The organism is Sutcliffiella horikoshii, assembly GCF_020524325.1.
In the GTDB taxonomy this organism is placed as follows: Bacteria; Bacillota; Bacilli; order Bacillales; family Bacillaceae_I; genus Sutcliffiella_A; species Sutcliffiella_A horikoshii_D.
Map to the genome: position 1 here is coordinate 37,843 of NZ_JAIVKY010000015.1, position 25,285 is coordinate 63,127.

Here is a 25,285-nt window from a genome sequence, read left to right on the forward strand (position 1 = left end):
CAAGGGTTTGTTAAGTTCTGTCTGTAACATCTTTAACGCGAGTTTATTCTTTTTCATTGGATTGTGTATCAAAATGTTAGCATATTAAATCAGGTAGTAATATGCTGTTGTTCAAATGCACCATCGCTTAGATAATTTTCGCATTTAAAATAGAGGTAAATAGACAAAGACCCAAGTTTACAGCTTGTTATTTTCATCTAGGAAGCATAAAATTGCAGTATCAATAAATATTTGAATTGTCGAAACCAGATTTTAAATGACTTTCAAAAAACAAGTTCTAGTAAACCCTTATCTTCCATATTTATTATCCACTAGCCTACAGTTTCACCATGTTTGCTTTGAATCTACTTGAAGAAATCTTAGGAATACTTCGATTTAGGTACTCTTCAATTTCTAATTTATTTCTTTTTAGTAGAATCTCAATATTACTTTTATCTGCTAAATTTAAGCTGCGGAAGTTACTTCTCAGCCATCTACTTATACTAAATAGGCACATTCTATCTGTAAAACCTAAATCAATTAAGTTACAATGAATTCTACTGTTTACCCCGTATTGTATAACCTTACCTAAATCATCAAGATCCTCACTAATTAATATACCTTCTTCGGCTAATTTATTTTTAACAATTGTAATTATATTGGATATAGTCGGATAAATAACAGAATCGATAAATATCATTATTTTTAGTAAATCTTCCAATTCAACTTTTATTATTTCTGTAATCTCATAATACCATCTACCATTAATCCAATTGTCTAAAATGTTTTTTATAACATCTTTAGTAAGGGTTATATTTGTTTTTTCACTAAATTCATCTATATCATACTGAATGTGTTGTAGTTTAAATACTAGTTCTAGAAAATACTCAATCACATCTTGCGTAAAAGGAAGAGTGACTTCTTTCCATAGCTCATCTTTTAAGTCTATAACTTCTAGTATGTCCTCAAAAATACGGATTGAAGCACCACTTTCCTTCAATGTTCTTAATTGCTTTTTATTAAGATAGGGAGTTATTACTTTAGCTCTTAATGCGTAGATATTTTCAAGTGTTTCTTTATCTTCTTTATCTGATTGATAGTAAGAGAAGGTTCTACTAATAATGTCTTTTAATATTTCTGCTAAATTCTCATCTGTTACTTCCTCATATAATGAATCTATTATTGACTTATCAATAGAGTCTATTAACCTTTTAAATTCTTCATCTTGTGCTTCAATGAGTTCATTAGATAACAACAGCCTTTTATCTCTTAAAGTTATAGTAATACCGTTTATTATTTTGTACAAGTAGCCATTGACTGGTTCGATCTGTTCCTCATTTATAACCTCTTTTATATATTGATATTCGCTCGGGTTCACAGAAATAACAATACCTTCTGTTTCTTGCCCAGCTCTTCCAGCTCTCCCGACAATATTCTTGATGTCTCTCTTCCTAATTGTAACCTTTTTCTCTAAGTTGTAGTCAAACCTTTTAATAGTATGTAAAACAATAGTCTTAATGGGTAAGTTTACACCTTCAGCAAGTGTGCTAGTACAAATTACTAAAGGAATTATTTTTTCCCTAATGCACATTTCGATTATTTCACGAACGAATTGGGGTAGGTTTCCATGATGTATAGCAAAACCATAATTTATTGCCTTAGTAAGGATATATTCTTGTCCAAAAATCTTTTCAAAATATGTCGATATATCATACTCGTCTTGGTTTGAAATAGTTTTTGGACTAAGGAAAGCAAGTAAATCAATTTGTTTTATAACTTCCTCAGCTAAACCCTTAACTCCATCATCACCCTTTTGTGGAGAATAGATAGCAACAGACCCGTTGTTTAAGGATCGAAGCGCTATAGATACAGCTTTTGATTTATATGTTTTATAGTTATAAGTATTCATTCTATTAGTAGTAGGATTTCTAAATTTATAATCTTGATTGACACTTAAAATATTTTCTATGGATGAGTTTATCAAATTGTTTTTCTCCGAAAATATTTCTAACGCAAATGTTTTGTTTTGATCAGTTCCTTTTTCAATTAAAAAACCATATGTTAACTGCGTAGGTCTGTAACTTGATTTGATAATGGTATTTTTATTTCCACCTAACCAATTATTGATATTGTCTAAATTAGGTATTATTGCAGAAATATAAATATATTTTTTTGCTAATTGTTCATCATTATTTTTTTTTAATTTTGCTAACAATAATTCGTAACTCAGTCCTCTATGCTCATCATCAAGTAAGTGACCTTCATCACAGATTACCGTAGAAAATTGTGTATGGAGATTAGGGATATGATTCTCGATAGCCATAAATTTCTCTGGTGTACATATTAATAAGTCTACTTTATCTATTTCAGCCTTTTCATCCCTTGTTGGCCTATGACCACCATATAGAGTTTTTACAGTTATCCCCAAGGCACTAAAGTTTTCTCTAAACGAATGATTTAATTCTGATGCTAATGCTCTAAATGGAGCCAGTAATAATATTTTTCTCTTGTTGTTTATTACTTCATTATAAACTATTATTTCGCATAAAGAAGTCTTACCAGAACTAGTAGGCATTTGAAGAGAAAATGTATTATCTTGAAGTAAAATTCCTTTTTCCAAAGCTTTTCTTTGAGAAGGGAATAATACCCAGTTCCTTTCAAGCCTATGTGCTATAAAATCTCGCCAATTAAAATGGGGGTTAGCTCTAGTTAAACTACTCCAAATATTATTTGAAGTGAATTTTTCAACCAAGGATTTTGCCAATAGTAAAGGAGCGTAGCGATAAGGATCAGCATTTTCAAGTTCTCTCCTTAATTCCCTTATTAATTCTTCTAAATATAATTGTTGCCCAGTTTCCAAAAATAACTTTAACAAGTTCATATATGGATTTTCTATGTGTCTATTAACAGTTAGAAAACCATGTATAAACCTATCAATATCTGAGTCATAATCTTCAGTTTGAAATAGCTTTGATAATAATGTTGATGTTGTATAATAATCTGTTAAATAATATAGGGAAGATGCATAAAGTATATTTTCTGCATAATTTACGCCATGAAAAACCCCTCTAGTTTTATCTATTGAATACATTTCAATACCTTTTGCAATTAAGAGTAATTCATCGTGTTTATCTCTTGATTGGTAAGATTGACTCGTTAATGCTCTGAACATTTTATTAAATAATGTGATATAAAAATCATCTGTCCTAAGCAAAAAAGGATATTCTTTTTCTTGTCTATCTAATAAGTTTAAGTTTTTAGCATTCTTCCAAGAATTACTGTCTATAATCCAATCCATTAATATATTATTCATCTATGCCTCCATATAGGATGTCAATATTTTCTTATATGTCCCTTCATAAATACCCTTTAAATTCTCAATAGAAATTATTGTAACATCCGAATAATCCATAAGGTTAAAATGATATAAATCATACAGGTATAGAATTTCATTTTTTTGTTTACAATCACTTTGAACAATTTCCTCTCTTTTAACATTATTAAAAGAGAGTTTCCTACTGGTATCATCGTATGATGCTCCGAACCCTTCACATTCTTTCTGAATTTTCTTCCAATCTTTTTTATACATTTTAACTGATAAGTCTATTTCGCGATTCAATTCGTTCTGTACTATTCCGCTATCAATCACTGCCATCGCTTTAAAATGCTTTTTAAATGGCCCATATTCAGGATCAATTGAGTTAATAAATCTTTGAATAGATTTTTTTGCATCTAAGTCATTTATTCTTATATATTGTTCTTCTAACCATGAAAGCGTTATTGCCATTCTTTTAACATAATCGTCTTTAGAACCATTTATAGCATCCTGTAATGGATGGAATTCCCCCTCAGTTGCTTTAGATTTTATTTCAGCAGAAACTACTAAATCTTCATGAGATACTGTTCCTTCATTTTCAAATCCAAATAGTATTACATCAGTTTTTTTCATTGGTTCATTTCGATCAACTTTCCAAAGCCATTTCTTTGGACCAAATAAATCAATTTCTTTATACATATCAATAATTAATTGGTAGGTTAATATTTCACTAAATTCTCCAGACATTGTTTTTCCTGGGTCAGGTATAAAATTTTCTAATATTTTCTCAGCAGGTAACTCGAATTTTTTAATTCTCTCTTCTAAATTGTGGTCATGAATATAACATTTTCTATAATAATCTGGTAATTTTCCAAGGAGTTTCATTTCATCATCTAATTTTAATATTAGATAGCTGTCTTTTTCTTCTGATGAAAAGTGACACAAAAAATCAGACATAATAACCTTCCCCCAGTTACTTTTTTTCCTAAACTCTACCATCAAAAATATTAGAATATATTATTCATTTCAACTCTAATCTCAAGATCTGCATATTAACATGGATACGGTTACACACAAGTTACTTACCTTATCTAAAAAGGCAACTTCTAAAGCAAAGGGACGGTTCTGCTTCTTCCTTAGAGTTTAAAGGCAGCGCAGAACCGTCCCTTTGCTTTATAACAATTGAAGTCATTCTAAATACAATAATCAGGAAGAATTATCTTCATATTACAGACCCTGTAAAGAGAGAAGCATCTGATAAATTTGATAATTTTATGGAAAGTGCTTTGTGATAAATTATGGTGAAAGCAAAATTCAATATTTTACTTTCACTTATATAAGACTGTTAAAATACCCTTTCTATTGAGCAGTATCCTTGTACTGTACAGAAATTGTAAATTTTTTAAACATTAATTATATTAAGAGATTATGTTTCCGAATACCCTATTGCGCGAGTCATAATTTGATTTGTCTATGTTTGACCAAGCATATTGAGAAGTCTTAATGAATAGCTTTCTTATTACTCTCTTTATATCTACACTTAGGAAAGCCTTTGCACCCATAAAAAACTCCATACTTACTTTTTCGTTCTACAAGCGGTTTTCCGCATTTCGGGCAGTCCTTTGATATGTTTTCCGATAAATTCGCTACCTCTAGCTTCATTTTCTGTGTTGTAAACTCTATTTTTTTGACTTCAGCAGTTTGAATTGCATGTGCCATAACTGACTCTGTATTTTCAAGACATGATAGCATTGTCATCAAATTATCCGATGGTATCTCATTATTAATTGTATCGCGTGCTACTTTCACAGGCTTACAACTCCATACTTCCTTGTCTCCAATAATATATAGACGGTATTTAGCTCTTGTAGCTGCCACATTCACAATATTTTTATTTACCCAGTTTGCCGCCTTTACAGATGATTTATCGCAACCAAGCAAGAATATAACCTCATCTGTTCCTTGTCCTTGGAATGTATGAACAGTTCCGATATTTTTATCTTTTAACCATTTGCTTACACGTGGTTCACGTCTATAGAAATCAGATTTGCGTAGTGCATCAATCATTCCCTTCTTCACGGATGTGAATGGTGTAATAATAAACAATTTCGGTATATCACTACTGTCTTTCTTGAATTTTTCTTCGAGAAGCTTTAGAACAATCTGACCTTGTGACGGTACATAATGGTTCTTTTTGCCGGACTGTTCCTCACCTTTAACATTTATCCAATATGACTTATCCAAGATAAAGGTCTTCACAGCTTTTTCCTTTGGTGGCGCTGTCTGCTGTTTCATAGTGTCATCATAAGAAAGGTGATTTGATATGCTATACATCGGATCTATACAACGTCTATGTACAGTAAGCGGACATCCAACCCACTCTTTTTCTTCATCTTCTCCGAGAAAAGTGCCATAGCTATTAATATAATCAGCAAAGCCTTGTACAGATATTTTCTTGTCCTTATATGGTGTAAGTAAATCAGATGTAAGAAGACTTTTAATCATGTCTGTTTCTTCCGTCACAACCGGCTCAATTTGCTTAGGATCTCCAACAATTATAGCTCTACTGCATCGCATCAAAGCTCCAACCGCCATCTGAGGTTGTGCCTGCCCTGCTTCATCCACAATAAGCGTTCCAAGTGTACCCGGACGCTTTATATCACGTAAGAAGGTCTGTGCAGACGCAAATGTAGTTGATATAACTGGGGTAATGAGAAATACATTCTGAATCAATGCTGGGAAGGCATCTATTCTGTCTTTCTCACTCATACGTTCATCACATTCATCATACATATCCCATGCGATCAAAAGATTGATTACATTTTGCCTAAACGATTTAGAGGAAATTACAAATTCCTTATGAAGTTTACAAGCATACAAGAACAACTTTTCACGCTCCCTGTTGTAATGCTCTGTAAACCAAGGATTTTTAACCTGTGCCCACGTTGATGCTCTCTCATCAAGCGATACATATCCATCCATAAAAGATGAATCAATAGGAGTAAGCTTCTCAGCACCTTCGCTATGTCTGCTTAAAAGATTATGATAGCTAGCAATTTTTGAAAGACCGTCTTTTTGCTTTTTCAAAACTTCGATCTCAATCTTTTTCTCTAATATCAAATTTTCTCGTGTAGAATCTTTCTTCAATCTTCCGAATAATCCCCTAGGTCTTGATTCCTCAAGTTCCATTACATATGCATAATTTTCTTTTATTTTTCTATCAAGATCATCCTCAGAAATATTCTCATTAGTCAATGGCAAAGACTTTGCATAGTCGCACAGGATTTCCAACTCTTTCTCAAGTTCTTTCACAATCTTAAGCTGTCTAAGAAAGCATTCTCTCTGCTCTACATATTTCTTTCGATGTTTCTCACGCACATTGTTAAGCTTATAATCGTTAATAAACTTTTTAAGTACAGATACACAGTACTTGTTTATATTAGCACGTTTTCCAAACGGAGCTGAAACAAGACCCCAGCAGTCATTTCTATTTAAGAGTTTATTAGCATAGCGCGTGAAATAAATATCACGCACTTCTTTTATTTCACCAGATACCTTTATTTGCTCAATATCTTCTGATTTTTCAACGTCAAACAAATCATGAACTTCATTCAATCCTGACGCCACCGATTCATCATCATCTTTTGAAGGTTCAAGACTCTTGAGAATGTCATCACTTTTAGGAAGGTCTGCAGTGATATTTTCAACAGCCGAATTATTACATGATGCCACTAACATTCCATATTGATTGATTTTATCATTCTTCAGCCTAAAATAAGATGGTGCATACTGAAAATATCCCTTACTAACCAACGGTCCCTGTGTAAATGAACACCTCTCATAAGCATCGTCCGGATCTGAATGTGCCGCTTCCGCTAACAGCTCAGCTCTTTTTACTATATTGCTAGATACGATTTCTTTGAGAAGTGTTGTCTTTCCAGTGCCAGGAGGACCATTAACAGAAAATATTTCCGTGTGTGCTTTTTCATCTATCGCAAGATTTACTGCCACCTGTTGCATAAGAGCAGGCATGAATTTAGCAGGCCACTTTCCTAATGGGGCATTTTTGATATTAAGGGTATTTTGAAAGAAATTCATCATCTTCTGACGCTCTTCCTTTGGAGAAATAGATATACAATCAGCTGGAATAATTCCTGCAGTTTTATTATGTGCAGACAAAATATAATTTATCACTTTACGCTCATAATCAGAACCCTCTCCAAATTTTCCTGATTTGATTTCATATATGAGAAAAACGATATCATCCAAAAAAAAGCTCTTACCTAAACTTGCATAATCTTCTGGATTTTCGTCTTTATCCTTTGCCTCATCATTCTTGTATCTGTCATAGATAAAGAGTCCTATATAATCAGCAGGAAGTTCCGGCGTTATTGTCTTCACATATGAATTATGAATATCTGTAAACACAGAAGGCAATACAGCAAATAACTCCTCTGCTTCCTGAAGCCAACTGTCATATTTTTTGGTCTCATCATCATAATCAATCGAGTTCAAAGAAAATCCATTGACTTTTTTATTCCATACAGAAATAGCCCACAAAAGTGGAGATAGCTGGAATGAATTCTTCTGATAGATGCCTTCCGAATCAGTTTTAAATGAGAACCATGCAATCTCGCTTCTTTTCGGATAGGCTATGTCTGGCTGTTCATCATGATTCTTCACAAATTTAGCAAGGTAATCAACCATGTCATTTCTTTTAATTCTACCAAAAAGGAATGACAAATCTGCCCCCTCGCCAGGAAATCGAGAAAATTTCTCCTTGTCGGTTTTTAATTTATCAGAAAGATCAATCGAAGGCACGTTTAGACTGGTAAATATTGAAATCTTGTCCAAACTACTATCAATCAGTTCACCTCTTGTAATCTCTTTTACTACTTTTTTATTGTCTTCACTCTCCTGTGGGATATCTACTTGATTTAAAAGTTCTATCGTCTTCCAATAATCAAGTATTTCAAGTACTTTCTTCTTCTCTATGTTTGTCATTTCTACTCTCCTAAACTGAAAAGATCACTACTATTACTTACTGTAATAGCACTTTCTTCTGATAATTAAATATAGTGTATTCACTCTCCTCTGTTATTATCCTAAAATTTAACGTTACTATTAATTATGTAAATAGATTTTCTACAAAATTCCTAATAAAACCTAATTTTACTTTTTTTCTCTAAATTCATTATATATCAAATCCATCAAATTCTCTTCAAATTCCCGCTATTGTTTCTAAACAGGACAAATCCATTGACTTCAATGTGAAATTCTACAATTTCCCTATACTCAACGTAACTCAAGAAATTAAAAAAGAAGCCTCCCACAAGTTCATTGAACTCATGAGAAGCCTCCGTTAATTTACCTCAATGTTAACAAAATGTGAGCATTTCACTCTCACCTTACTTAAAAACCAACTTATATCAAGGGTTTGGGGGCGTTATTACATCATTCCGCCCATTCCACCCATGCCGCCCATGTCAGGCATGCCGCCGCCAGCGTTTTCTTCTGGGATGTCTGCTACTACTGCTTCTGTAGTTAGGAACATCGCAGATACGGAAGCTGCGTTTTGTAGCGCGGAACGAGATACTTTGGTTGGGTCTACGATACCAGCGTCAAGCATGTTTACCCATTCGCCTGTTGCTGCGTTGAATCCAACTCCGATTTCTTCTTTCTTTAGACGATCTACGATAACAGATCCTTCTAGGCCAGCGTTGTGCGCGATTTGGCGTACAGGCTCTTCCATTGCGCGAAGGACGATGTTCACACCAGTTGCTTCGTCGCCTTCTGCTTGGATTTCTGCTACTTTGTTGTAGATGTTTACGAATGCTGTACCACCACCGGCTACGATTCCTTCTTCAACAGCAGCACGTGTGGAGTTTAGAGCATCTTCAATGCGAAGTTTGCGCTCTTTAAGTTCTGTTTCTGTCGCCGCTCCAACTTTGATTACAGCTACGCCACCAGCGATTTTAGCTAGGCGCTCTTGTAATTTTTCACGGTCGAATTCAGAAGTTGTATCTTCTAATTGTGCACGGATTTGGCCAACGCGAGCTTGGATCTCTTCTGTGTTGCCGTGTCCATTTACAACTGTCGTGTTTTCTTTCGTTACAACGATCTTGTCAGCGCGTCCTAATTGGCTGATGTTCGCAGTTTTTAGGTCAAGACCTAGTTCTTCTGTGATCACTTCTCCGCCAGTTAGTACTGCGATGTCTTGAAGCATTGCTTTACGACGGTCACCGAATCCAGGAGCTTTAACTGCTACTGCATTGAATGTTCCACGTAATTTGTTCACTACTAATGTAGCCAACGCTTCGCCTTCTACGTCTTCTGCAATCAGTAACAACGGCTTGCCTTGTTGTACTACTTGCTCAAGAACTGGAAGGATTTCTTGGATGTTCGTGATTTTCTTATCTGTGATTAACACATAAGGGTTTTCAAGAACAGCTTCCATTTTGTCAGAGTCTGTTACCATGTATGGAGATGCATATCCACGGTCGAATTGCATACCTTCTACTACTTCAAGCTCTGTTGTGAAGCCTTTGGACTCTTCAAGCGTGATAACGCCGTCGTTACCAACGCGCTCCATTGCTTCTGCAATCAATTGACCTACTTCTTCGTCCGCTGCAGAGATAGCTGCAACTTGTGCGATAGAAGCTTTGCCTTCGATTGGTTTAGAGATTGTTTTTAATTCTTCGATTGCTACAGCAACCGCTTTTTCGATTCCTTTACGAACGCCCATTGGGTTCGCTCCAGCTGTAACGTTCTTTAATCCTTCGCGGATCATTGCTTGCGCAAGAACTGTTGCAGTTGTTGTACCGTCACCAGCAACGTCGTTTGTTTTGCTTGCAACTTCAGCTACAAGTTTCGCACCCATGTTTTCGAATGCATCTTCTAATTCGATTTCTTTTGCGATTGTTACACCATCATTTGTGATTAGTGGAGAACCGAATTTCTTTTCAAGTACTACGTTACGTCCTTTTGGTCCTAATGTTACTTTCACTGCATCAGCTAGTTTGTCTACACCGCGAAGCATCGAGCGACGGGCTTCTTCACTGAACTTAATTTCTTTTGCCATGATAGATAGACCTCCTTAGGAAATTTAAAATTTTATAAGTAATGCGGCAACTCTCTGGCCGCTAGTTGATTATTTGCTTACTACTGCAAGTACGTCTGTTTCTTTAAGGATTAGAAGTTCTCTTCCTTCGAATTTCACTTCAGTTCCTGCGTATTTAGAGAAGATAACGCTGTCGCCTTCTGCTACTTCAAGCGCTACACGCTCTCCGCTTTCTAGTACGCGGCCAGATCCTACTGCTACTACTTTACCTTCTTGAGGTTTTTCTTTCGCAGAGTCCGGTAATACGATACCACTTGCCGTTTTTTCCTCTGATTGAACAAGTTCAATTACAATGCGATCGCCTAATGGCTTTAACATGAAAACAACCTCCTTGGTTTCATATGTAATATTTTTTATTAGCACTCTTATCACTTGAGTGCTAACACAATTATTATAATAATGAATCTGCTTCTGTTTTGCAAGTATCTTTATCTAAAAAATTTTCGACTTGCAACCCTTTTCATTATCTTCATGTGCTTGGAGGTTTAAACGTATTCTTTTCGTAAAATCGGCGCATTCAGGGAAACCTTATCGTTATAAGGACATATAGATTATATGGTACAATACGAAAAGTGAATAATGCATAAGAGGAGCTTAGTATGACAAAAAACTATTGGTTGGTCATTATTACATATGTCCTGATGCAGCTGTCCGGATTGCTTGGGTACCCGCTGTTGATCTGGCTTGGCGTCGGGGAAGGCATGGAGCGCGCCACCAGAGAGCCTTATCTCATCGGCGTCTGGGCATTTATCAGTTTTACGATAGGTTTGGCCATTGTTGCCTGGATACTCCGTAACGAATGGACCAAAGGGGATTTCCGAGGCGAAACGGCTTCCATCCCGAAAACAGTTCTTTGGGCGGCTGTTGGCTTCCCGCTTGCACTGATTGGGCAGGCTGTGGCGGCACAGATTGAGTTGCAGATTTTCGGCATTCAACCTGGCTCTGAAAATACACAAGAAATCATGGGATTTGTGACGGCATTCCCAGTCATGATTTTTGCCGTTGCTGTCGCTGGACCAATATTAGAGGAAATCATTTTCCGAAAGATCATTTTCGGTGCCATCTATAAGAAGTTTAACTTTGTCATCGCGCTGACGGTGAGTTCCCTGCTTTTTGCCGTGGTCCATCAAGATTTCAAGCATCTACTCATATACTTTGTCATGGGAGGCATTTTCGCTTTCCTATATGTAAAAACAAACCGTATCATCGTTCCAATCATCGCCCACGTTGCCATGAACTCGTTCGTGGTCACCGTGCAATATGTATTCCGAGATGATATAGAAGAAATGATGCGTCAAATGGAAGAAATGCAGAAGAACTTACCGAATTTCATTTCGTTCTTTTAAACAGCTCTCCGCTAGAGCTGAACTTACCTGGAGGATTTGCACATGAAAATAACACCATTACGAATGGTTTTCTTCTATGCGATCATGGGCAGCTTGTTCTTGTACCTGGCGATTGTTTCCGTGAAGGATACCATCTGGCACTGGCACACGGTTTTGCTGATGCTCATCGCCACCTTTGACTTTGGTGTAGCTATTCGGTCTTTTTTGCTACATCAGAAGATTAAAGAGATACAACAGAAGAAAAAGTGATTGGAGACTCGTACCTGGATTTGGGGTGCGGGTTTTTTTGATTTTTCTAGAATAGCTTTTGGGTGATTAGGAGGTTTGCATTTCTTGAAATGGTTTTAAATGCTTTTCCCCCTAATAAATGAAGTCATCTTGTTGGTTGTAGTGGAAGGCGCGCAGACGCCCGCGGGAGGAAGGGACAGGTGAGACCCCGCAACGGAGTGAGGAGGCTCACGGACCGCCCGCAGGCAAGCGAAGCGCCTGGAACGGAGACCAATAGTTTCTATATACATTAAATAAAACAAGCCCGCCCCTTCTCAAAAAAAGGGACGAGCCTGCCACATCTTAATTATTCATCTTCTCTTCCTGCTCCATCAACGCTGCCGCTTTCTGCGCTTTTCGATAAGAAACGCGAGAGATCACAATGCTAATCTCATATAGCAAAAACAACGGAACGGTTACCATCAAATGCGAGATCAGTTCTGGCGGTGTAATCAATCCTCCGACCACAAGCAGACCGAAGTAAGCGAACTTACGGATCTCCACCAAGAACGATGGTGTAATGAGGCCTAGCCTTGTTAAGAACATCACAATAACAGGCATTTGAAATAGTAATCCGAACGGTAAGGTCAGTTGAAACAAGAATTGAAAGTATTCGTTGATTCCGATTACCTGGTTAATTTCCAACCGGTCTGCAAGCCTACCCATGAAATCCACGACAAACGGGAATAAAATGAAGTAAGAGAAAGCTAGTCCGCTTAAAAACAGGAAAATGGAAATTGGTATATAGCTTAACGTTACTCTCCGTTCTTTTTCTAACAAACCCGGGCTGATGAAGGCCCAAAGCTGATAGAGTGTGACGGGGAACGTTATGATAAATGCAATCAAAAAGGCGAATTGCATAAAGATCTTGATGGGGTCTGTCATACGAAAGGCGTTCATCGTCAGCTCTTTCGCTTCATCTGTTTGCTGTAAATAGACAATGATCGGTTCGGCCAAGAAGAAGCCGCCGATTGCCGAAACGAAAAAGAAGGATGCTGTGATGATGATTCTTTTTCGGAGCTCGCCTATATGGTCATACACCGACATTTCTCTATCTAGCATATATGTTCATCCTTACATTACTTCGTTTCTTCTTTTTTCTCTTTAGCGTCGTCGTCATCGGCCAATCCTTTAGTTGCGTTTTTAAATTCGCGCAATGTGTTCCCTGCTGCTTTCCCAAGTTGAGGCAACTTGCTTGGACCGAAAATAAGTAGTGCTACAAATACAATAAGTAAGAGGCTTCCCATTCCTAATGATCCCATATTTGACACCTCCTCGAAATATTCTTATTCTACAACTTTTTTACTCGCTTGGATAGTGCTTGAGAAAATATACCAATGACTGCAGTTCCACCGCTAGATCAATGTGATGGATACGTATCTCTTCCGGAACATTGATACGGGCCGGTGTAAAGTTCAGTATGCCCTTTACGCCCTTTTCTACAAGTCTATCCGCTATTGGCTGTGCTACCGGAGCCGGAACCGTCAAGATGGCTACCGTAACATTCTCGGGCATTTGTTCTTCAATATCGTCTAAATGATAAACAGGGACTCCTCCGATTTCCGAGCCGATCTTAGACTCGTCCACATCAAAGGCCATCACTATTTTCGTATTATTGTTTTTCATAAAATTATAATGTAGGAAGGCGGTTCCTAAATTACCTACACCTATTAGAGTAACATATGTCAATTCGTCTTGGTCGAGCGTTTTCCTGAAAAAAGTTAACAAATATTGAACATTATATCCATATCCCTTTTTCCCCAACGCGCCAAAGTAACTGAAGTCCCGGCGGATCGTGGCACTGTCCACCTTTACCGCTTCACTTAGCTCCGCAGAAGAGACCCGCTGCTTGCCAGACGAATGCAAGTTCTGGATGAAACGATAATATAACGGCAGGCGCTTTGCCGTAGCCTGTGGAATTTTCATTTGTTCGTTATTCATTTTACTCCCCCATTTGTCGAACCTGTTTGCCTTTCTATTCTAACACGGAACGAAAACGATTACATTTCTATGTCTATACTTATTTTCCTGCCTTTGGGCCCTAAAGGTCGTTGCTCGAATTTCGGAGCTCGGGCCGAAACCGAATCGGGCGAAAATTTGGATTTACGGGCGATTTTCGAGTGGAATCGGGCGATTTTTCAGATTTACGGGCGATAATTGCCACTAATCGGGCAAAAATAAAAAAATACGGGCGATAATCTCGAATTACGGGCGATTCGTCTAAAACCAGCCCCTCCCTCAAAACCAGATACCCAAAATCTTGATGTAAACCCCAAAGAAAGATACACTTAACCTAGAATTACACGAGGTGAAGATGATGATTATTTTACAGGTAAATCAGCTGACCAAATATTTCGGCGCTGACCTTATTTTATCGAATATAAAACTAGAAGTACAATCCAAAGATAGAATTGCCCTTGTGGGACGCAACGGGGCAGGCAAATCTACTCTATTAAAAATCATATCCAATCAGCTATCCTTTGATTCAGGAGACCTGATTAAACCTAAAGGCGTGTCGATCGGCTATCTTGCGCAGGACACGGGCTTGCAGACTGAGCGCTCGATCTGGGACGAGATGCTGACCGTATTCACGGGCCTGCGCGAACTCGAAACACAGATGCGCACACTCGAAGCGAAAATGGGAGATCCCGCTTATTTTGAAGATGAAGTAGCGTATGCTCGCATTCTCAAAGAATATGACGAGGTGCAAGAAGCCTTCAAACAAAAAGGCGGCTTTCAATATGAAGCAGATATCCGCTCCGTCCTGCACGGACTGCGCTTTTCCGAGTACGATTACCAAACACCAATCGAAACATTAAGTGGCGGACAACGTACCCGCCTGGCACTAGCGAAATTGCTTTTGACCAAACCCGACCTGCTTATTCTCGATGAGCCAACCAACCACTTGGACATCGACACCCTTTCCTGGCTGGAGAACTATCTGCAAGGCTACCCTGGTGCCCTGCTGATTGTTTCCCATGACCGTTATTTCTTGGACAAGGTCGTCAACATTGTATACGAAATCTCGCGCAAGCAGTCCGCGAAGTTTATCGGAAACTACAGCAAGTATCTGGAACAGAAGGCAGAACAGTATGAACGTGAAATGAAAATGTTTGAGAAGCAGCAAGACGAGATTGCCAAGCTGCAAGATTTTGTCGCAAAGAACTTGGCACGTGCCTCTACGACCAAACGTGCCCAAAGCCGTCGCAGGCAGCTGGAGAAAATGGAAGTGATGGACCGTCCGAAAGGCGATGAAAAATCTGCCTCCATCATGTTCGATATCGATCGCCAGAGTGGCAACGATGTTCTAAAAGCGAAAGATTTGTCCGTTTCCTATGATACGAATCCTGTCTTCCGTCATGTCGACTTTTCCATGAGTCGCGGCGACAGTGTCGCACTTGTTGGGCCAAATGGGATCGGGAAGTCTACCTTATTAAAGACGCTTGTCCGAAAACTAAAGCCGCTCGAGGGTACCTTCTCCTTTGGCGCCAATGTGTCTATCAGCTACTACGATCAGCAGCAGGCAGATCTTACTTCCAACAAAACCGTTCTAGCGGAGCTTTGGGATGAATATCCTCAAAAAATGGAGAAAGAGATCCGGACCGTTCTAGGAAACTTCCTATTTTCCGGAGATGACGTGCTGAAGCCTGTTTCTACATTGAGTGGTGGCGAAAAGGCGCGGCTTGCCCTTTCCAAGCTGATGATGGAACGCTCAAACGTGCTGATTCTCGATGAGCCTACCAACCACTTGGACTTGGACAGCAAGGAGATCCTTGAGAATGCCTTGATTGATTATCCCGGCACGATTCTCTTCGTGTCCCATGACCGTTATTTTATCAACCGGTTGGCGACGAAGGTCTATGAACTGAGTACGGTTGGCGCAACAGAGTACCTTGGTGACTATGACTATTATGTAGAGAAAAAAGAAGAGGCGTTGGAGCTTGAGCGATTGGAAGCAGAGACGGCTACTTCTAAAAAGGTCACTTCAACCGCAACTACTGAGGCACCTGAGAAAATGAGTTACGAACAGGAAAAAGAAGCAAAGCGTCTCGAACGCCAGCGTAAACGCCGTGTGGAAGAGATCGAAAAAGAGATGGAAGAGCTCGAACAGAAAATCGAGAATAACGAAAGCGAGCTTTGCTTGCCTGAAGTTTATCAGGACCATGAAAAAGTGCTGGAGCTGAACACAGCGAATGAAGCGTTTCAAGAAAGGCTGCTTGCGTTGATGGAGGAATGGGAAGAACTTGTTTAAGTTGGTTAGGGGGATTAGATGAATAGATTTTTCTCGATTGTATTATTAATGGTCATTATTATGAACACAATTAGATACTTTTACTATATCTTTACCGGCCCGATTGAGGCGTATTATTTTGTCATGTTGGCTATCAACCTTGCAGGATTGTGCCTTGGGATTTACTATTTATTTTTCCAAAAGAAAAAACAGCGAAACTAGCAAAAAACCGCACAGATTGGACTGTGCGGTTTTGTTATATTCTCTATCTCGTCGCACTAGGCAAAGTGGAAGCCTTCCTCAGCATGCCCCAATTCGGCAGGAAAGCGAGTAGTGCCACAGCCACCAGCAAAGAAAAGTTAAGGCCAATCTTCCACCCTTCCATATCTACCAAAGCATCTAACAAGAAATCTCTCGTAGTCGGAAGAAGCAAAGCAATTGCAAGCAGCGCCAATGTTCCAAACCCGCCAATCAAACCAAGGCGATAAAAGATAGTGCCAAGCAAGAAGCCAATTGATAATAGGAGGAAACAGATGATCAAATCTATAAATAGTTGGTTATACCAGGTGTTTGCCAAAGTTGTCATCTCCACCGTATGGTAAGTGAGAAAGCTTCCGCTTGCTGCAATGCTTACAAGCCCGTCAAAAATGCTCTTGATGATGACATGAACAGTGGAAAACACCACTGCCACGACCGCGCAATAAATCAGAACACTGAGCAAGTATTGGTTTCTCGTCGCGCCAAACTTAATGCAATAAGGGAAGGTCTCTTTTGTTGTCAAAAATCCCGTAATCCCGCAGAAAATATAGATGGCCATGCTTGTGGAAACAACCATCGTCGTGTCAAAGGAAAGGACGATTAGGAACATGGCCGTCAAACTGAGCAACAGAATGGACCAAAACACCATAAACGAAAACCGCATATCCACAGCCAAGTAATAAAGTACAGCCTTCATATCTTTAAGCATATTGCTTCCCTCCCTGTAACTCTTCTTCTGTCATATATACCATCAGCTGCTGGATGGAGCTCCGATCTGCGTCCAAGTTGTGCCGGGCCGCTTCTTCCACTGTTAATCCTTCGCCGAATAAAGTAACCGTTTTTCTTCCAGCGAGGATAGACTCATGCAACACGCGTTTGCCTTGTGCAAACTCATCCACCGCTTCTTTTTTCCCTGACACCGTGATGCTTGAATCAAGAAGTTCTTCTGTGGATTTGTGGAAAACCAGTCCCCCACTTCTCATCAGGACGACTTCTTCAAACAGGTTACTCACCTCATCTATCAAATGTGTGGATAAGATGATCGTTCTCGGAAACTCTTCATATTCTTCTAAGAGCACTTCATAAAATTTAAACCTTGCCGCTGCATCAAGCCCGATATAAGGTTCATCAAGGATCGTGATTTTCGCTCTGCTGGCAAGCCCGATGATGATGCCTAGGGAGGATTCCATCCCTTTGGATAAGCCTTTCGTTTTAAGGGTAGGATTCAGGTTGAAGGTGGTGAGCAGTGCATTTGCCGTTTCCCACGACCAGTTAGGGTAAAATAGCGATGCTACTTTTAAAATATCTTTTATTTTAAGGCGTTTGATGAAGTTGTTGCTTTCATTGACGAGGCAAATATCTTTGGTGATGTCTCTATTGTTGAATGGGTTCTGACCGTTGATGAGGATTTCTCCTGATGAAGGAAGGGCATGACCCGCTAGCATTTGCATTAATGTAGTTTTACCTGCACCGTTCCGTCCAAGCAGGCCATAGATTTTGTTTTCCTCAAGCGTTATTGACATGTTATCCACAGCTTTTTTACTTCCGAACGATTTAGATACATTCTTTAGCTCTATTTTCATTGCTCTTCCCCCTTGCCGATCAATGTCGTTAATTCATCTTCTGTTATGCCAAGCTTGCTTGCTTCCTTTTTTAACGGAACAATATAGTCTTTAAAAAATGCCGCTTTTCTTTTTGTTAGGATAATTTTCTTTGCCCCTTCTGCCACAAACATTCCTACTCCCCTTTTCTTAAATAGGATTTCCTGATCGACCAACTGATTGATTCCCTTTGCTGCGGTTGCTGGATTGATCTGATAATATTTTGCAAATTCGTTCGTAGACGGCACCCGCTCTCCCTCCTGCATGCTGCCTTCTAAGATGCCGCTCTCGATCAGTTCGGCCACCTGCTGGAAAATGGGGATGTCACTCTTAAGATTTATTTCCATGATTATGATTCACCTACTTTGGGTTAACTGGTGTTTTTATTGTTATGTTGTTTGGTTCATTAGTTATGTAACTAACTATACAAGTTGGAGAAGGAGAAGTCAATGGGGTTATTAGCAATTTTTACAAATTTTGTTTTAGGGGGCTGTGGTGGGCTGGCATCTCTGTTACCGTTTGTGATTTTGCGGAGCAACTTCGGGCTCTGAGACGGGCTCTCTGTTACCTTTTTTGTTTTTGTGAAGCAACTTCGGGCTCTGAGACGGCCTCTCTACTACCGTTCTTGGTTCTGCGGAGCAGCTTCGGGCTCTGAGACGGCCTCTCTGCTACCGTTTTAGATCAGTTGCATTCATTTTGGGCGTTGATAAACGTAAAACCAGCCCCCCATTTAAAAGTCAGGTAACTTTGAAGATTCTATTTGCCCGAAGCAGCGTGCTGAGCAGCAAAAGAGTCTTATAGAAGCGGTCTATACGACCGAAGATCCTTATCGAGCTTCCCTTCCGTCTTATAGAACCCCTCTATACTACCGAAGCCACTCACCAGGCTCCCCTTCCGTCCAATAGAACCCCTCTATACGACCGAAACACCTCACAAAACCACCTTTCAGTCCAATAGACTTCTCCACATCCAACCTAACTTCCAAGTTACCAACACACCACCCTACCCCCAAACTCACATTTTGTCGAACAAAAAAGGTATCCTGCTGAAGCTTGTCGACTAGCACCACTTACCCACAGTCTTATACACATATCCACCCTTGTTTTATAAGTTATCAAGATAAATATCCACACTATCCACAAAAATACACAAAGTTATCCACATTTTTTATTCACATTTCGGAGGTTTATTTTAGTGGATATTTGGGTAACTATCCACATTTAATCCACAGGTTTGTGGATAACCGTAAACACACCGCCAAAAGCCACTCCCCTCAACAAAGCAAGCGCATCCAAAAGAAAAAGCCTCCTAACTGCACAAAGTCAGTTAAAAGGCTTCTCAATATCCAATCCTGGATTCGCATTCAGATCCATACCAGATCGTTTTCCTAATCGGTACATCACACTACCCACAGTCGCAATCATTGCTGCATTATCCGTACACAAGGATAACGGTGGGATTACGAGGTTCTTTCCTTCCTTATCCACAGCTTCCTGCAATGCCGCGCGCAGTCCTCTGTTTGCCGCTACGCCGCCTGCAAGCAACACTTGATTCACGCCGTATTCCTTCATCGCGCGAATTGTCTTTCCAACGAGCACTTCAATCACGCTCTCCTGGAAGCTTGCCGCAAGGTCCTCCGGCACAATCTCTTCCCCTTTTTGCTTGGCGTTGTGAAGGGTGTTGATCACTGCTGACTTCAAACCTGAAAAGCTAAAATCATAGGAGTCTTCCTCAAGCCACGCTCTTGGCAGCTTTATAGAAGGTGTCCCTTCCGCAGCCATGCGGTCTATGTGAGGTCCGCCTGGATAAGGTAACTGAAGGGTTCGTGCCACCTTGTCATAGGCTTCTCCTACCGCGTCATCACGCGTTTCCCCAATTACCTCAAAGGAACCGTGTTCTTTCATATATACAAGCTCTGTGTGCCCGCCTGACACCACGAGCGCCAGCAACGGGAAGTCTAGGTCTGCCACCAGTTGGTTGGCATAGATATGGCCTGCAATGTGATGGACGCCGACCAACGGCTTCTGGTGAGCGAACGCCAGCGCCTTTGCTGCGTTCACCCCGATCAACAGTGCACCAACAAGTCCCGGTCCTTCTGTCACAGCAATGGCATCTATATCTGCCATTGTCACGCCGCCTTGTTCCAGCGCTTCCTCTAGAACCACCGTCATTTGCTCCACATGATGACGAGAAGCGATTTCTGGTACCACTCCGCCAAAACGCTGGTGACTCTCGATTTGGGAGGAGACGATATTGGCCACGATCTCTTTTCCATTTTTAATAATCGCGACAGCTGTCTCATCACAGCTCGTTTCAATTCCTAATATTAGTTCGTCTTTTGCTTCAGTTATTTTCATATATTCACCCACATCACTAGTGCATCTTCATTGTTATCCACATAGTATTTTTTCCGAATCCCACCGTTTTGGAACCCGTGTTTCCGGTAAAGCCCCTGTGCCACTACGTTTGATACCCTTACTTCAAGTGAAACAGTGGTGGCTCCAACCATTTTACAATATTCCATTGCTTTTCCTAGTAAAAGATCGCCAAGCTTTCTGCCGCGACATGCTGGATCCACCGCAATGTTCGTAATCTGCGCTTCCCCCATCACAATCCAAATCCCGCAATAGCCGATTACCCGATTCTCTTCTTTCATGACGAGGTAATGGGCATATGGATTGTTGGTCAGTTCATAATAGAAGGCGTCCTTTGTCCAAGGTGTAGCAAACGACTTCAACTCCACCCGGTGCACGCCTTCAATATCGTAAACCGTCATTTTTGTTATATCAATCAATGAATTCATTACGCTCACCTATTTTTCTTTACTTTCCAGCCATTTCGCCTCTGCTTCTGCAAGCCTCGTATAATTCGGCACGAAGGAATGAGCATCCTCTGCGTCCCTTTTCATCCCAAGAAACGCAAGTTCGCTTGGTCTTGGGTTATTTTCGCTGACTTGTGCAAAATGTGCCAGTTCCCCAAGGTACTCTATGATGGTTTCCTTATGAAGGTGCACATCATTTCCGATGAACAACACTCTTTCCTGTTTGCCTTTTAACGCCTGCAGCCAGTCTGTCATCAGGATGTTGACATCTTCCACTTCCGTCGTCAACTCATCTTCCTTGAAACGATAAAGCCCTGTATACACCTGACCGCGTCGTGCATCTTGCAAAGCACAAATGCTTCCGTCAAAATAACGACCATTTGCCGCAACAAGCTCTAAACTTGAAACCCCAACAAGCGGAATATTTAGTGACCACGCCAGTGTCTTCGCAAGCGTCACACCAATCCTAACTCCTGTATAAGAACCTGGACCTTTTCCAACCACAATTCGCGTAAGGTCACCCGGCTTCACATCGCAATCCTGCATCAACTTCTCCACTGCCGGCATCGCGCGCAGTGAATGGTTCTTTTTCACGTTTGTCACCAGTTCCCCGATCACTTTATCCTCATCTACTATCGCAACGCCCAACACATAGGTGGACGTATCAATCGCTAACACTTTGGTCATTCCATTAACTCCTTACATATAGCTTCATATCTTTCTCCTTTGGGTGTGAGAACCATCTTTCGCTCATCATCGCCATGGTGATAGATATAGATTTCCAACCGTTCACTGGGTAAAAATTCTTCAATAAGATGAGCCCACTCGACAACCGTGACGCCCTCTCCTTCAAAATAATCGTCAAATCCCAAGTCCTCTTCACTGTCTGCCAAGCGGTACACATCCATGTGATAAAGGGGAAGACGGCCTTGGTACTCTTTTATAATGGTAAAAGTCGGACTGTTCACATTTCGCTTGATCTCTAGCCCTTTTGCCAAGCCTTTCGTAAACGTCGTCTTCCCGGCGCCAAGATCCCCCTCTAGCAACAGGACCTCCCCGCCTTCCATCAACTTGCCAAGCGCCTCGGACTTAGCCATGGTCTCCTCGGCTGAATGTGTCATAAGCTCCACTTGCAACATATCATCCTACTCCTAACCTCTATTAAAATGATTATATCCTTCTTTTTTCAATTCCTGCACGGCGCCGTCATGAGACTTCAAGAACGCTCGTCCTTCGCCACTAGAAACGGTACCTATTTTCGTAATCTTAATTCCGGCTGTCAGGCACTCCTCTTGCAGCTTATCCCAGTCCGACTCTAGAATAGATCCGACCAGTTCAAAGTCTTCTCCACCGGTCAAAGCCCACTTGAGGGCATTATCCGCATCATAACGCTGCAATTCCTCACTAATAGGTATTGTTTCCTTATTTATTAAAATATCTACCTGGCTCGCCTCTGCAATCTCCAGAAGCTCGCTTGCCAAGCCGTCACTCACATCGTTCAAAGAAACACGTTCGAACTTGCTTAAAATCCTCCCAAGCGCCACTTGAGGCTTCGGCCGCTGGTGGTACTCCAACAATATCTCAAACTTGTCGGCATTTTTATTATGTAAAAGAATATCCAATCCACCTGCCGCATCCCCAACCGTTCCAGAGACAAACACCACATCTCCTTCTCTCGCAATGGAACGAAGCAGCCTTTTGCCTTTTTCCACTTTCCCAATTACAAACACACTAAGTACCATCGTTTTGCCGGAAGTCGTGTCACCGCCAATCAGATCCATCTCATATTGCTCCCCAAGCGACTTCATGCCATCATAGATAGACGTCAGTTCTTCCTGCGTCCAGTTCTTTGGGATCGTGATGGATACAAGGTAATACATCGGATATCCTCCCATTGCAGCCACATCACTTATATTGGCCGCCAACGACTTATATCCAATATCAAACGGCTTCATTGTTTCACGTGTAAAATGAACACTCTCCACCATCGTATCCACACACACAATTTTCTCGAAGCCTTCTTCCACTCCGACAATGGCCGCGTCGTCCCCGATTCCAACCACCTTCTGTGCATGAAACAATCGCTCCGGCTGAATATCCTTAATAAAAGCAAATTCATCTGAAATGGACAAGCTCTTCACTCCTCTGCTTCCGACTGCTACCCACTATTATAGCGAAAGCACCTTCATAAAGAAAATAATTCTGCCAAGAAAAGCATCAATAGGTTTAACACTCCCATAAAAAGGATATGGACAAGAGAACGCTTAAATTTAGAGGAGGAATATAAGAAATGGCATACACAGATCGTGAAGCTACTCAAGACAGAGTAGAACAAAAAGTTGAAAACATGGACCCTGCTAAAAAAGATCAGATCCTGTCCGACTTCGATACCTTCAAGAGCTATTTAAGTGACAAAGTCTCCAAAGGAAAGAAAGTGGGCCTTGGAGAAGAACAACTAGCTATGGCTGCAGAAAAAGTAGCAGACTACTTGGCAAAGCATGAAGACCCTAGAAACAGTGAAGAGAAACTTCTTCAAGAATTATGGAAAGTCGGCGACAAAGACGAGCGCCACAAACTCGCACATATGCTTGTTAAACTAGTGGATTAATAGTACTAGTTTAAATATACTTATTCATTTAAATCACATGTTTTTATTAGCCACCTTTTAGGGTGGCTTTTTCTATGGGTAAAATTTCCTTATTAAAAAATTGATAAAAAAGAAGGAATTTGTCATAATTTATAGAATATTTAAACTTGGTTGCCGATATATACTATATAGGGGGCAAATACTAACTTAGGAGGGAATGCAATGCGCTTTACTAGTTTTTTCTTTTTTCTCATCATGGCTGTAGCATTAACAGGTTGTAACAACGGAGGAACGGAAGCAGATGCCGAAGAGGCAATCGGCTTAGAATACGCCTTCGAAAATAATGGACAAGAATTTGAGATAATCCACGTGTACCAGTTGTACGAGGCATTCTATGAAGAAGGGCTAAAAGGAGACGAGGCAACTGCACTGTACACTTCAAGCATCCTTGATGAGGTTGCGGATAAATGCTATAAAGGCGGCGAATTTGAGACAAGCGCAGATTACGCACTTGCTCCACCGAAAAATAGAATTGCTGTCCAAGATAATCTCAAAAGAATGGATACCCAAAAGATCAATGCTGCTATTAAAGACGCATTAACTAAGTCTTCTAATGAATTGCCTATTGAGGGAAGTAAAACTACTGTATGTGTATTCCCAACAGATAACAACGCACCAGCTACATTCGTCACTGCAGGCGTAGGAAAAATCGCCGTATTCTTTGATCGTAATACAACTGACAAAATGCTTAAAGCAGGTGTCGCAAACAAATACCACAACAGTTACTGGGTTGATAATCATTATAACGGCGAAACATTTACTGTTTTAGATAACCTTGTTATTGAAGGAAAAGGAACTATGTTCCAAAAACTTGTTTATCCTAATATTGATGTAGCACCAGTAGATGAAGAGTACAACAAAGATCTATGGACAAGAATTGAAGGCGAGCTTGAAAAAGAAGATGATAAAAAGACACAAGAAATCTTTAAAGGCGGAAGAAACGGATTACCAAGTCAATATGGGTACAGCGAAAGCTATAAAATGTTGCAATCCTATGTGAATGCAAATGAAGGTGCATCCATTGAAGACTGGTCTGCTGCTACTTCTGAAGAGATTTTGGAAGCACATAAGGCGAATTATAATTAATAGTAAGTAAACCGATAGAATGGAATAGGATGGAGCCTCGAGATGGGGCTTCATTTTTTTTGGTGGTTGTAGAGGATGTTGAAGAAGTGAACGGACAATTGGGGAGTCATCTTTTGTATATTTATGTCGAATGGCATTTATATGACATAAAGTGGCTTATAAATTAAAAAGTTGGATTATAAATAGAAAACTTCGCTTATAAAATCATAAAGTGGCTTATAAACGACAAACTGAATGAATAAATTCATAAATCGTACTAAAAAAGACAAAAAAAATAACGAAACCTAGTTTCGCATTTTAAAAGAATGGCGGTCCCGACCGGGATCGAACCGGCGATCTCCTGCGTGACAGGCAGGCATGTTAACCGCTACACCACGGGACCTTATTTGGTTGCGGGGACAGGATTTGAACCTGCGACCTTCGGGTTATGAGCCCGACGAGCTACCAGACTGCTCCACCCCGCGATAATAATATATGCTATTTTACAAAAGCACTTGCCTGGCAACGTCCTACTCTCACAGGGGGAGATCCCCCAACTACCATCGGCGCTGAAGAGCTTAACTTCCGTGTTCGGTATGGGAACGGGTGTGACCTCTTCGCCATCATTACCAGA

Annotated in this window: 22 protein-coding genes, 2 tRNA genes and 1 rRNA gene; 6 read left to right on the forward strand and 19 right to left on the reverse strand. The window is 40.2% G+C overall.

The window, feature by feature from the left end; all coding sequences use genetic code 11:
* Positions 1-316: 316 nt before the first annotated feature.
* From LC091_RS18930 to groES, 5 genes are all read right to left on the reverse strand, one after another.
* Positions 317-3,292: a DEAD/DEAH box helicase gene (locus LC091_RS18930; RefSeq protein WP_226683623.1), complete on the reverse strand. Its 2,976-nt coding sequence runs from the start codon at positions 3,290-3,292 to the stop codon at positions 317-319.
* Positions 3,293-4,252, reverse strand: coding sequence for a Hachiman antiphage defense system protein HamA (locus LC091_RS18935; RefSeq protein WP_226683624.1), 960 nt, complete (start codon positions 4,250-4,252; stop codon positions 3,293-3,295). It lies immediately after the preceding gene.
* Between the two features lie 543 nt (positions 4,253-4,795).
* Complete coding sequence (locus tag LC091_RS18940) at positions 4,796-8,299, reverse strand: AAA domain-containing protein (RefSeq protein ID WP_226683625.1); 3,504 nt, start codon at positions 8,297-8,299, stop codon at positions 4,796-4,798.
* A 445-nt stretch (positions 8,300-8,744) separates the two neighbouring features.
* Positions 8,745-10,376: a chaperonin GroEL gene (gene groL / locus LC091_RS18945; RefSeq protein ID WP_226683626.1), complete on the reverse strand. Its 1,632-nt coding sequence runs from the start codon at positions 10,374-10,376 to the stop codon at positions 8,745-8,747.
* Between the two features lie 69 nt (positions 10,377-10,445).
* A complete protein-coding gene (gene groES, locus LC091_RS18950) occupies positions 10,446-10,733 on the reverse strand; it encodes a co-chaperone GroES (protein WP_223491898.1) in 288 nt (95 codons plus the stop codon).
* A 281-nt stretch (positions 10,734-11,014) separates the two neighbouring features.
* On the opposite strand from groES, the gene LC091_RS18955 reads away from it, so the two are divergent.
* Both LC091_RS18955 and LC091_RS18960 read left to right on the forward strand, forming a co-directional pair.
* Positions 11,015-11,761, forward strand: coding sequence for a CPBP family intramembrane glutamic endopeptidase (locus LC091_RS18955; RefSeq protein WP_226683627.1), 747 nt, complete (start codon positions 11,015-11,017; stop codon positions 11,759-11,761).
* Positions 11,762-11,803: 42 nt separating this feature from the next.
* The gene (locus tag LC091_RS18960) at positions 11,804-12,010 is read left to right on the forward strand and encodes a YdiK family protein (protein WP_226683628.1); all 207 of its coding nucleotides are present in this window, start codon (positions 11,804-11,806) and stop codon (positions 12,008-12,010) included.
* A 321-nt stretch (positions 12,011-12,331) separates the two neighbouring features.
* Here the strand turns inward: LC091_RS18960 and tatC are convergent, their stop codons facing one another.
* Genes tatC through LC091_RS18975 form a run of 3 tightly spaced genes read right to left on the reverse strand, consistent with a single transcriptional unit; the run spans position 12,332 to position 13,969 of the window.
* A complete protein-coding gene (tatC, locus tag LC091_RS18965) occupies positions 12,332-13,090 on the reverse strand; it encodes a twin-arginine translocase subunit TatC (RefSeq protein WP_226683629.1) in 759 nt (252 codons plus the stop codon).
* Between the two features lie 17 nt (positions 13,091-13,107).
* Complete coding sequence (locus LC091_RS18970; protein ID WP_088016791.1) at positions 13,108-13,290, reverse strand: twin-arginine translocase TatA/TatE family subunit; 183 nt, start codon at positions 13,288-13,290, stop codon at positions 13,108-13,110.
* A 40-nt stretch (positions 13,291-13,330) separates the two neighbouring features.
* The gene (locus LC091_RS18975) at positions 13,331-13,969 is read right to left on the reverse strand and encodes a redox-sensing transcriptional repressor Rex (protein WP_148990068.1); all 639 of its coding nucleotides are present in this window, start codon (positions 13,967-13,969) and stop codon (positions 13,331-13,333) included.
* Positions 13,970-14,345: 376 nt separating this feature from the next.
* On the opposite strand from LC091_RS18975, the gene LC091_RS18980 reads away from it, so the two are divergent.
* Positions 14,346-16,280, forward strand: coding sequence for an ABC-F family ATP-binding cassette domain-containing protein (locus LC091_RS18980; RefSeq protein ID WP_226683641.1), 1,935 nt, complete (start codon positions 14,346-14,348; stop codon positions 16,278-16,280).
* 18 nt (positions 16,281-16,298) lie between these two features.
* Positions 16,299-16,481, forward strand: a complete 183-nt coding sequence (locus LC091_RS18985; RefSeq protein WP_226683630.1) for a hypothetical protein — start codon at positions 16,299-16,301, stop codon at positions 16,479-16,481.
* Positions 16,482-16,524: 43 nt separating this feature from the next.
* Here LC091_RS18985 and LC091_RS18990 read toward each other — a convergent pair whose 3' ends face one another.
* From LC091_RS18990 to thiL, 8 genes are all read right to left on the reverse strand, one after another.
* Positions 16,525-17,226, reverse strand: a complete 702-nt coding sequence (locus LC091_RS18990) for a hypothetical protein (RefSeq protein WP_226683631.1) — start codon at positions 17,224-17,226, stop codon at positions 16,525-16,527.
* Entirely contained in the window at positions 17,219-18,100 is an 882-nt protein-coding gene (locus LC091_RS18995) for an ABC transporter ATP-binding protein (RefSeq protein WP_226683632.1), read from the reverse strand. Before LC091_RS18995 ends, LC091_RS18990 begins: the two co-directional genes overlap by 8 nt.
* Positions 18,097-18,465 carry a GntR family transcriptional regulator gene (locus tag LC091_RS19000; protein WP_226683633.1) on the reverse strand — a complete coding sequence of 123 codons (369 nt, stop codon included), beginning with the start codon at positions 18,463-18,465 and terminating at the stop codon, positions 18,097-18,099. The genes LC091_RS18995 and LC091_RS19000 overlap by 4 nt, the downstream gene beginning before the upstream one ends.
* A 975-nt stretch (positions 18,466-19,440) precedes the next feature.
* Positions 19,441-20,475 carry a tRNA (adenosine(37)-N6)-threonylcarbamoyltransferase complex transferase subunit TsaD gene (tsaD, locus tag LC091_RS19005; RefSeq protein ID WP_226683634.1) on the reverse strand — a complete coding sequence of 345 codons (1,035 nt, stop codon included), beginning with the start codon at positions 20,473-20,475 and terminating at the stop codon, positions 19,441-19,443.
* A complete protein-coding gene (rimI, locus tag LC091_RS19010; RefSeq protein ID WP_226683642.1) occupies positions 20,472-20,921 on the reverse strand; it encodes a ribosomal protein S18-alanine N-acetyltransferase in 450 nt (149 codons plus the stop codon). The genes tsaD and rimI overlap by 4 nt, the downstream gene beginning before the upstream one ends.
* Positions 20,922-20,930: 9 nt before the next feature.
* Entirely contained in the window at positions 20,931-21,626 is a 696-nt protein-coding gene (gene tsaB, locus LC091_RS19015; RefSeq protein ID WP_226683635.1) for a tRNA (adenosine(37)-N6)-threonylcarbamoyltransferase complex dimerization subunit type 1 TsaB, read from the reverse strand.
* Complete coding sequence (tsaE, locus tag LC091_RS19020; protein ID WP_226683636.1) at positions 21,623-22,078, reverse strand: tRNA (adenosine(37)-N6)-threonylcarbamoyltransferase complex ATPase subunit type 1 TsaE; 456 nt, start codon at positions 22,076-22,078, stop codon at positions 21,623-21,625. The genes tsaB and tsaE overlap by 4 nt, the downstream gene beginning before the upstream one ends.
* 12 nt (positions 22,079-22,090) lie before the next feature.
* Positions 22,091-23,071: a thiamine-phosphate kinase gene (thiL, locus tag LC091_RS19025; RefSeq protein ID WP_226683637.1), complete on the reverse strand. Its 981-nt coding sequence runs from the start codon at positions 23,069-23,071 to the stop codon at positions 22,091-22,093.
* A gap of 215 nt (positions 23,072-23,286) precedes the next feature.
* On the opposite strand from thiL, the gene LC091_RS19030 reads away from it, so the two are divergent.
* Together LC091_RS19030 and LC091_RS19035 are read left to right on the forward strand one after the other, a co-directional pair.
* Positions 23,287-23,547: a DUF3243 domain-containing protein gene (locus LC091_RS19030; RefSeq protein WP_404819707.1), complete on the forward strand. Its 261-nt coding sequence runs from the start codon at positions 23,287-23,289 to the stop codon at positions 23,545-23,547.
* Positions 23,548-23,748: 201 nt separating this feature from the next.
* The gene (locus LC091_RS19035; protein WP_226683639.1) at positions 23,749-24,672 is read left to right on the forward strand and encodes a DUF2268 domain-containing putative Zn-dependent protease; all 924 of its coding nucleotides are present in this window, start codon (positions 23,749-23,751) and stop codon (positions 24,670-24,672) included.
* Positions 24,673-24,978: 306 nt separating this feature from the next.
* Here the strand turns inward: LC091_RS19035 and LC091_RS19040 are convergent.
* The 3 genes from LC091_RS19040 to rrf all read right to left on the reverse strand — a co-directional run bounded on the left by LC091_RS19040 (position 24,979) and on the right by rrf (position 25,285).
* A tRNA-Asp gene (locus LC091_RS19040) sits at positions 24,979-25,054 on the reverse strand.
* Positions 25,055-25,059: 5 nt separating this feature from the next.
* Positions 25,060-25,136: transfer RNA gene (locus tag LC091_RS19045), tRNA-Met, on the reverse strand.
* A 32-nt stretch (positions 25,137-25,168) separates the two neighbouring features.
* Positions 25,169-25,285 (reverse strand): 5S ribosomal RNA (gene rrf / locus LC091_RS19050).

What these genes read in the sequence shown, in the direction of transcription:
- tsaE (WP_226683636.1), bottom strand. Translation starts at nt 22,078, where the DNA reads ATGTTGCAAGTGGAGCTTATGACACATTCAGCCGAGGAGACCATGGCT.
- tsaB (WP_226683635.1), bottom strand. Translation starts at nt 21,626, where the DNA reads ATGACCAAAGTGTTAGCGATTGATACGTCCACCTATGTGTTGGGCGTT.
- LC091_RS18930 (WP_226683623.1), bottom strand. Translation starts at nt 3,292, where the DNA reads ATGAATAATATATTAATGGATTGGATTATAGACAGTAATTCTTGGAAG.
- LC091_RS18995 (WP_226683632.1), bottom strand. Translation starts at nt 18,100, where the DNA reads ATGAAAATAGAGCTAAAGAATGTATCTAAATCGTTCGGAAGTAAAAAA.
- rimI (WP_226683642.1), bottom strand. Translation starts at nt 20,921, where the DNA reads ATGAATTCATTGATTGATATAACAAAAATGACGGTTTACGATATTGAA.
- tsaD (WP_226683634.1), bottom strand. Translation starts at nt 20,475, where the DNA reads ATGAAAATAACTGAAGCAAAAGACGAACTAATATTAGGAATTGAAACG.
- LC091_RS18980 (WP_226683641.1), top strand. Translation starts at nt 14,346, where the DNA reads ATGATTATTTTACAGGTAAATCAGCTGACCAAATATTTCGGCGCTGAC.
- groL (WP_226683626.1), bottom strand. Translation starts at nt 10,376, where the DNA reads ATGGCAAAAGAAATTAAGTTCAGTGAAGAAGCCCGTCGCTCGATGCTT.
- LC091_RS19000 (WP_226683633.1), bottom strand. Translation starts at nt 18,465, where the DNA reads ATGGAAATAAATCTTAAGAGTGACATCCCCATTTTCCAGCAGGTGGCC.
- LC091_RS18990 (WP_226683631.1), bottom strand. Translation starts at nt 17,226, where the DNA reads ATGCTTAAAGATATGAAGGCTGTACTTTATTACTTGGCTGTGGATATG.
- LC091_RS18985 (WP_226683630.1), top strand. Translation starts at nt 16,299, where the DNA reads ATGAATAGATTTTTCTCGATTGTATTATTAATGGTCATTATTATGAAC.
- LC091_RS18970 (WP_088016791.1), bottom strand. Translation starts at nt 13,290, where the DNA reads ATGGGATCATTAGGAATGGGAAGCCTCTTACTTATTGTATTTGTAGCA.
- tatC (WP_226683629.1), bottom strand. Translation starts at nt 13,090, where the DNA reads ATGCTAGATAGAGAAATGTCGGTGTATGACCATATAGGCGAGCTCCGA.
- LC091_RS18940 (WP_226683625.1), bottom strand. Translation starts at nt 8,299, where the DNA reads ATGACAAACATAGAGAAGAAGAAAGTACTTGAAATACTTGATTATTGG.
- LC091_RS19035 (WP_226683639.1), top strand. Translation starts at nt 23,749, where the DNA reads ATGCGCTTTACTAGTTTTTTCTTTTTTCTCATCATGGCTGTAGCATTA.
- LC091_RS18960 (WP_226683628.1), top strand. Translation starts at nt 11,804, where the DNA reads ATGAAAATAACACCATTACGAATGGTTTTCTTCTATGCGATCATGGGC.
- LC091_RS18975 (WP_148990068.1), bottom strand. Translation starts at nt 13,969, where the DNA reads ATGAATAACGAACAAATGAAAATTCCACAGGCTACGGCAAAGCGCCTG.
- groES (WP_223491898.1), bottom strand. Translation starts at nt 10,733, where the DNA reads ATGTTAAAGCCATTAGGCGATCGCATTGTAATTGAACTTGTTCAATCA.
- LC091_RS18935 (WP_226683624.1), bottom strand. Translation starts at nt 4,252, where the DNA reads ATGTCTGATTTTTTGTGTCACTTTTCATCAGAAGAAAAAGACAGCTAT.
- LC091_RS19030 (WP_404819707.1), top strand. Translation starts at nt 23,287, where the DNA reads ATGGACCCTGCTAAAAAAGATCAGATCCTGTCCGACTTCGATACCTTC.
- LC091_RS18955 (WP_226683627.1), top strand. Translation starts at nt 11,015, where the DNA reads ATGACAAAAAACTATTGGTTGGTCATTATTACATATGTCCTGATGCAG.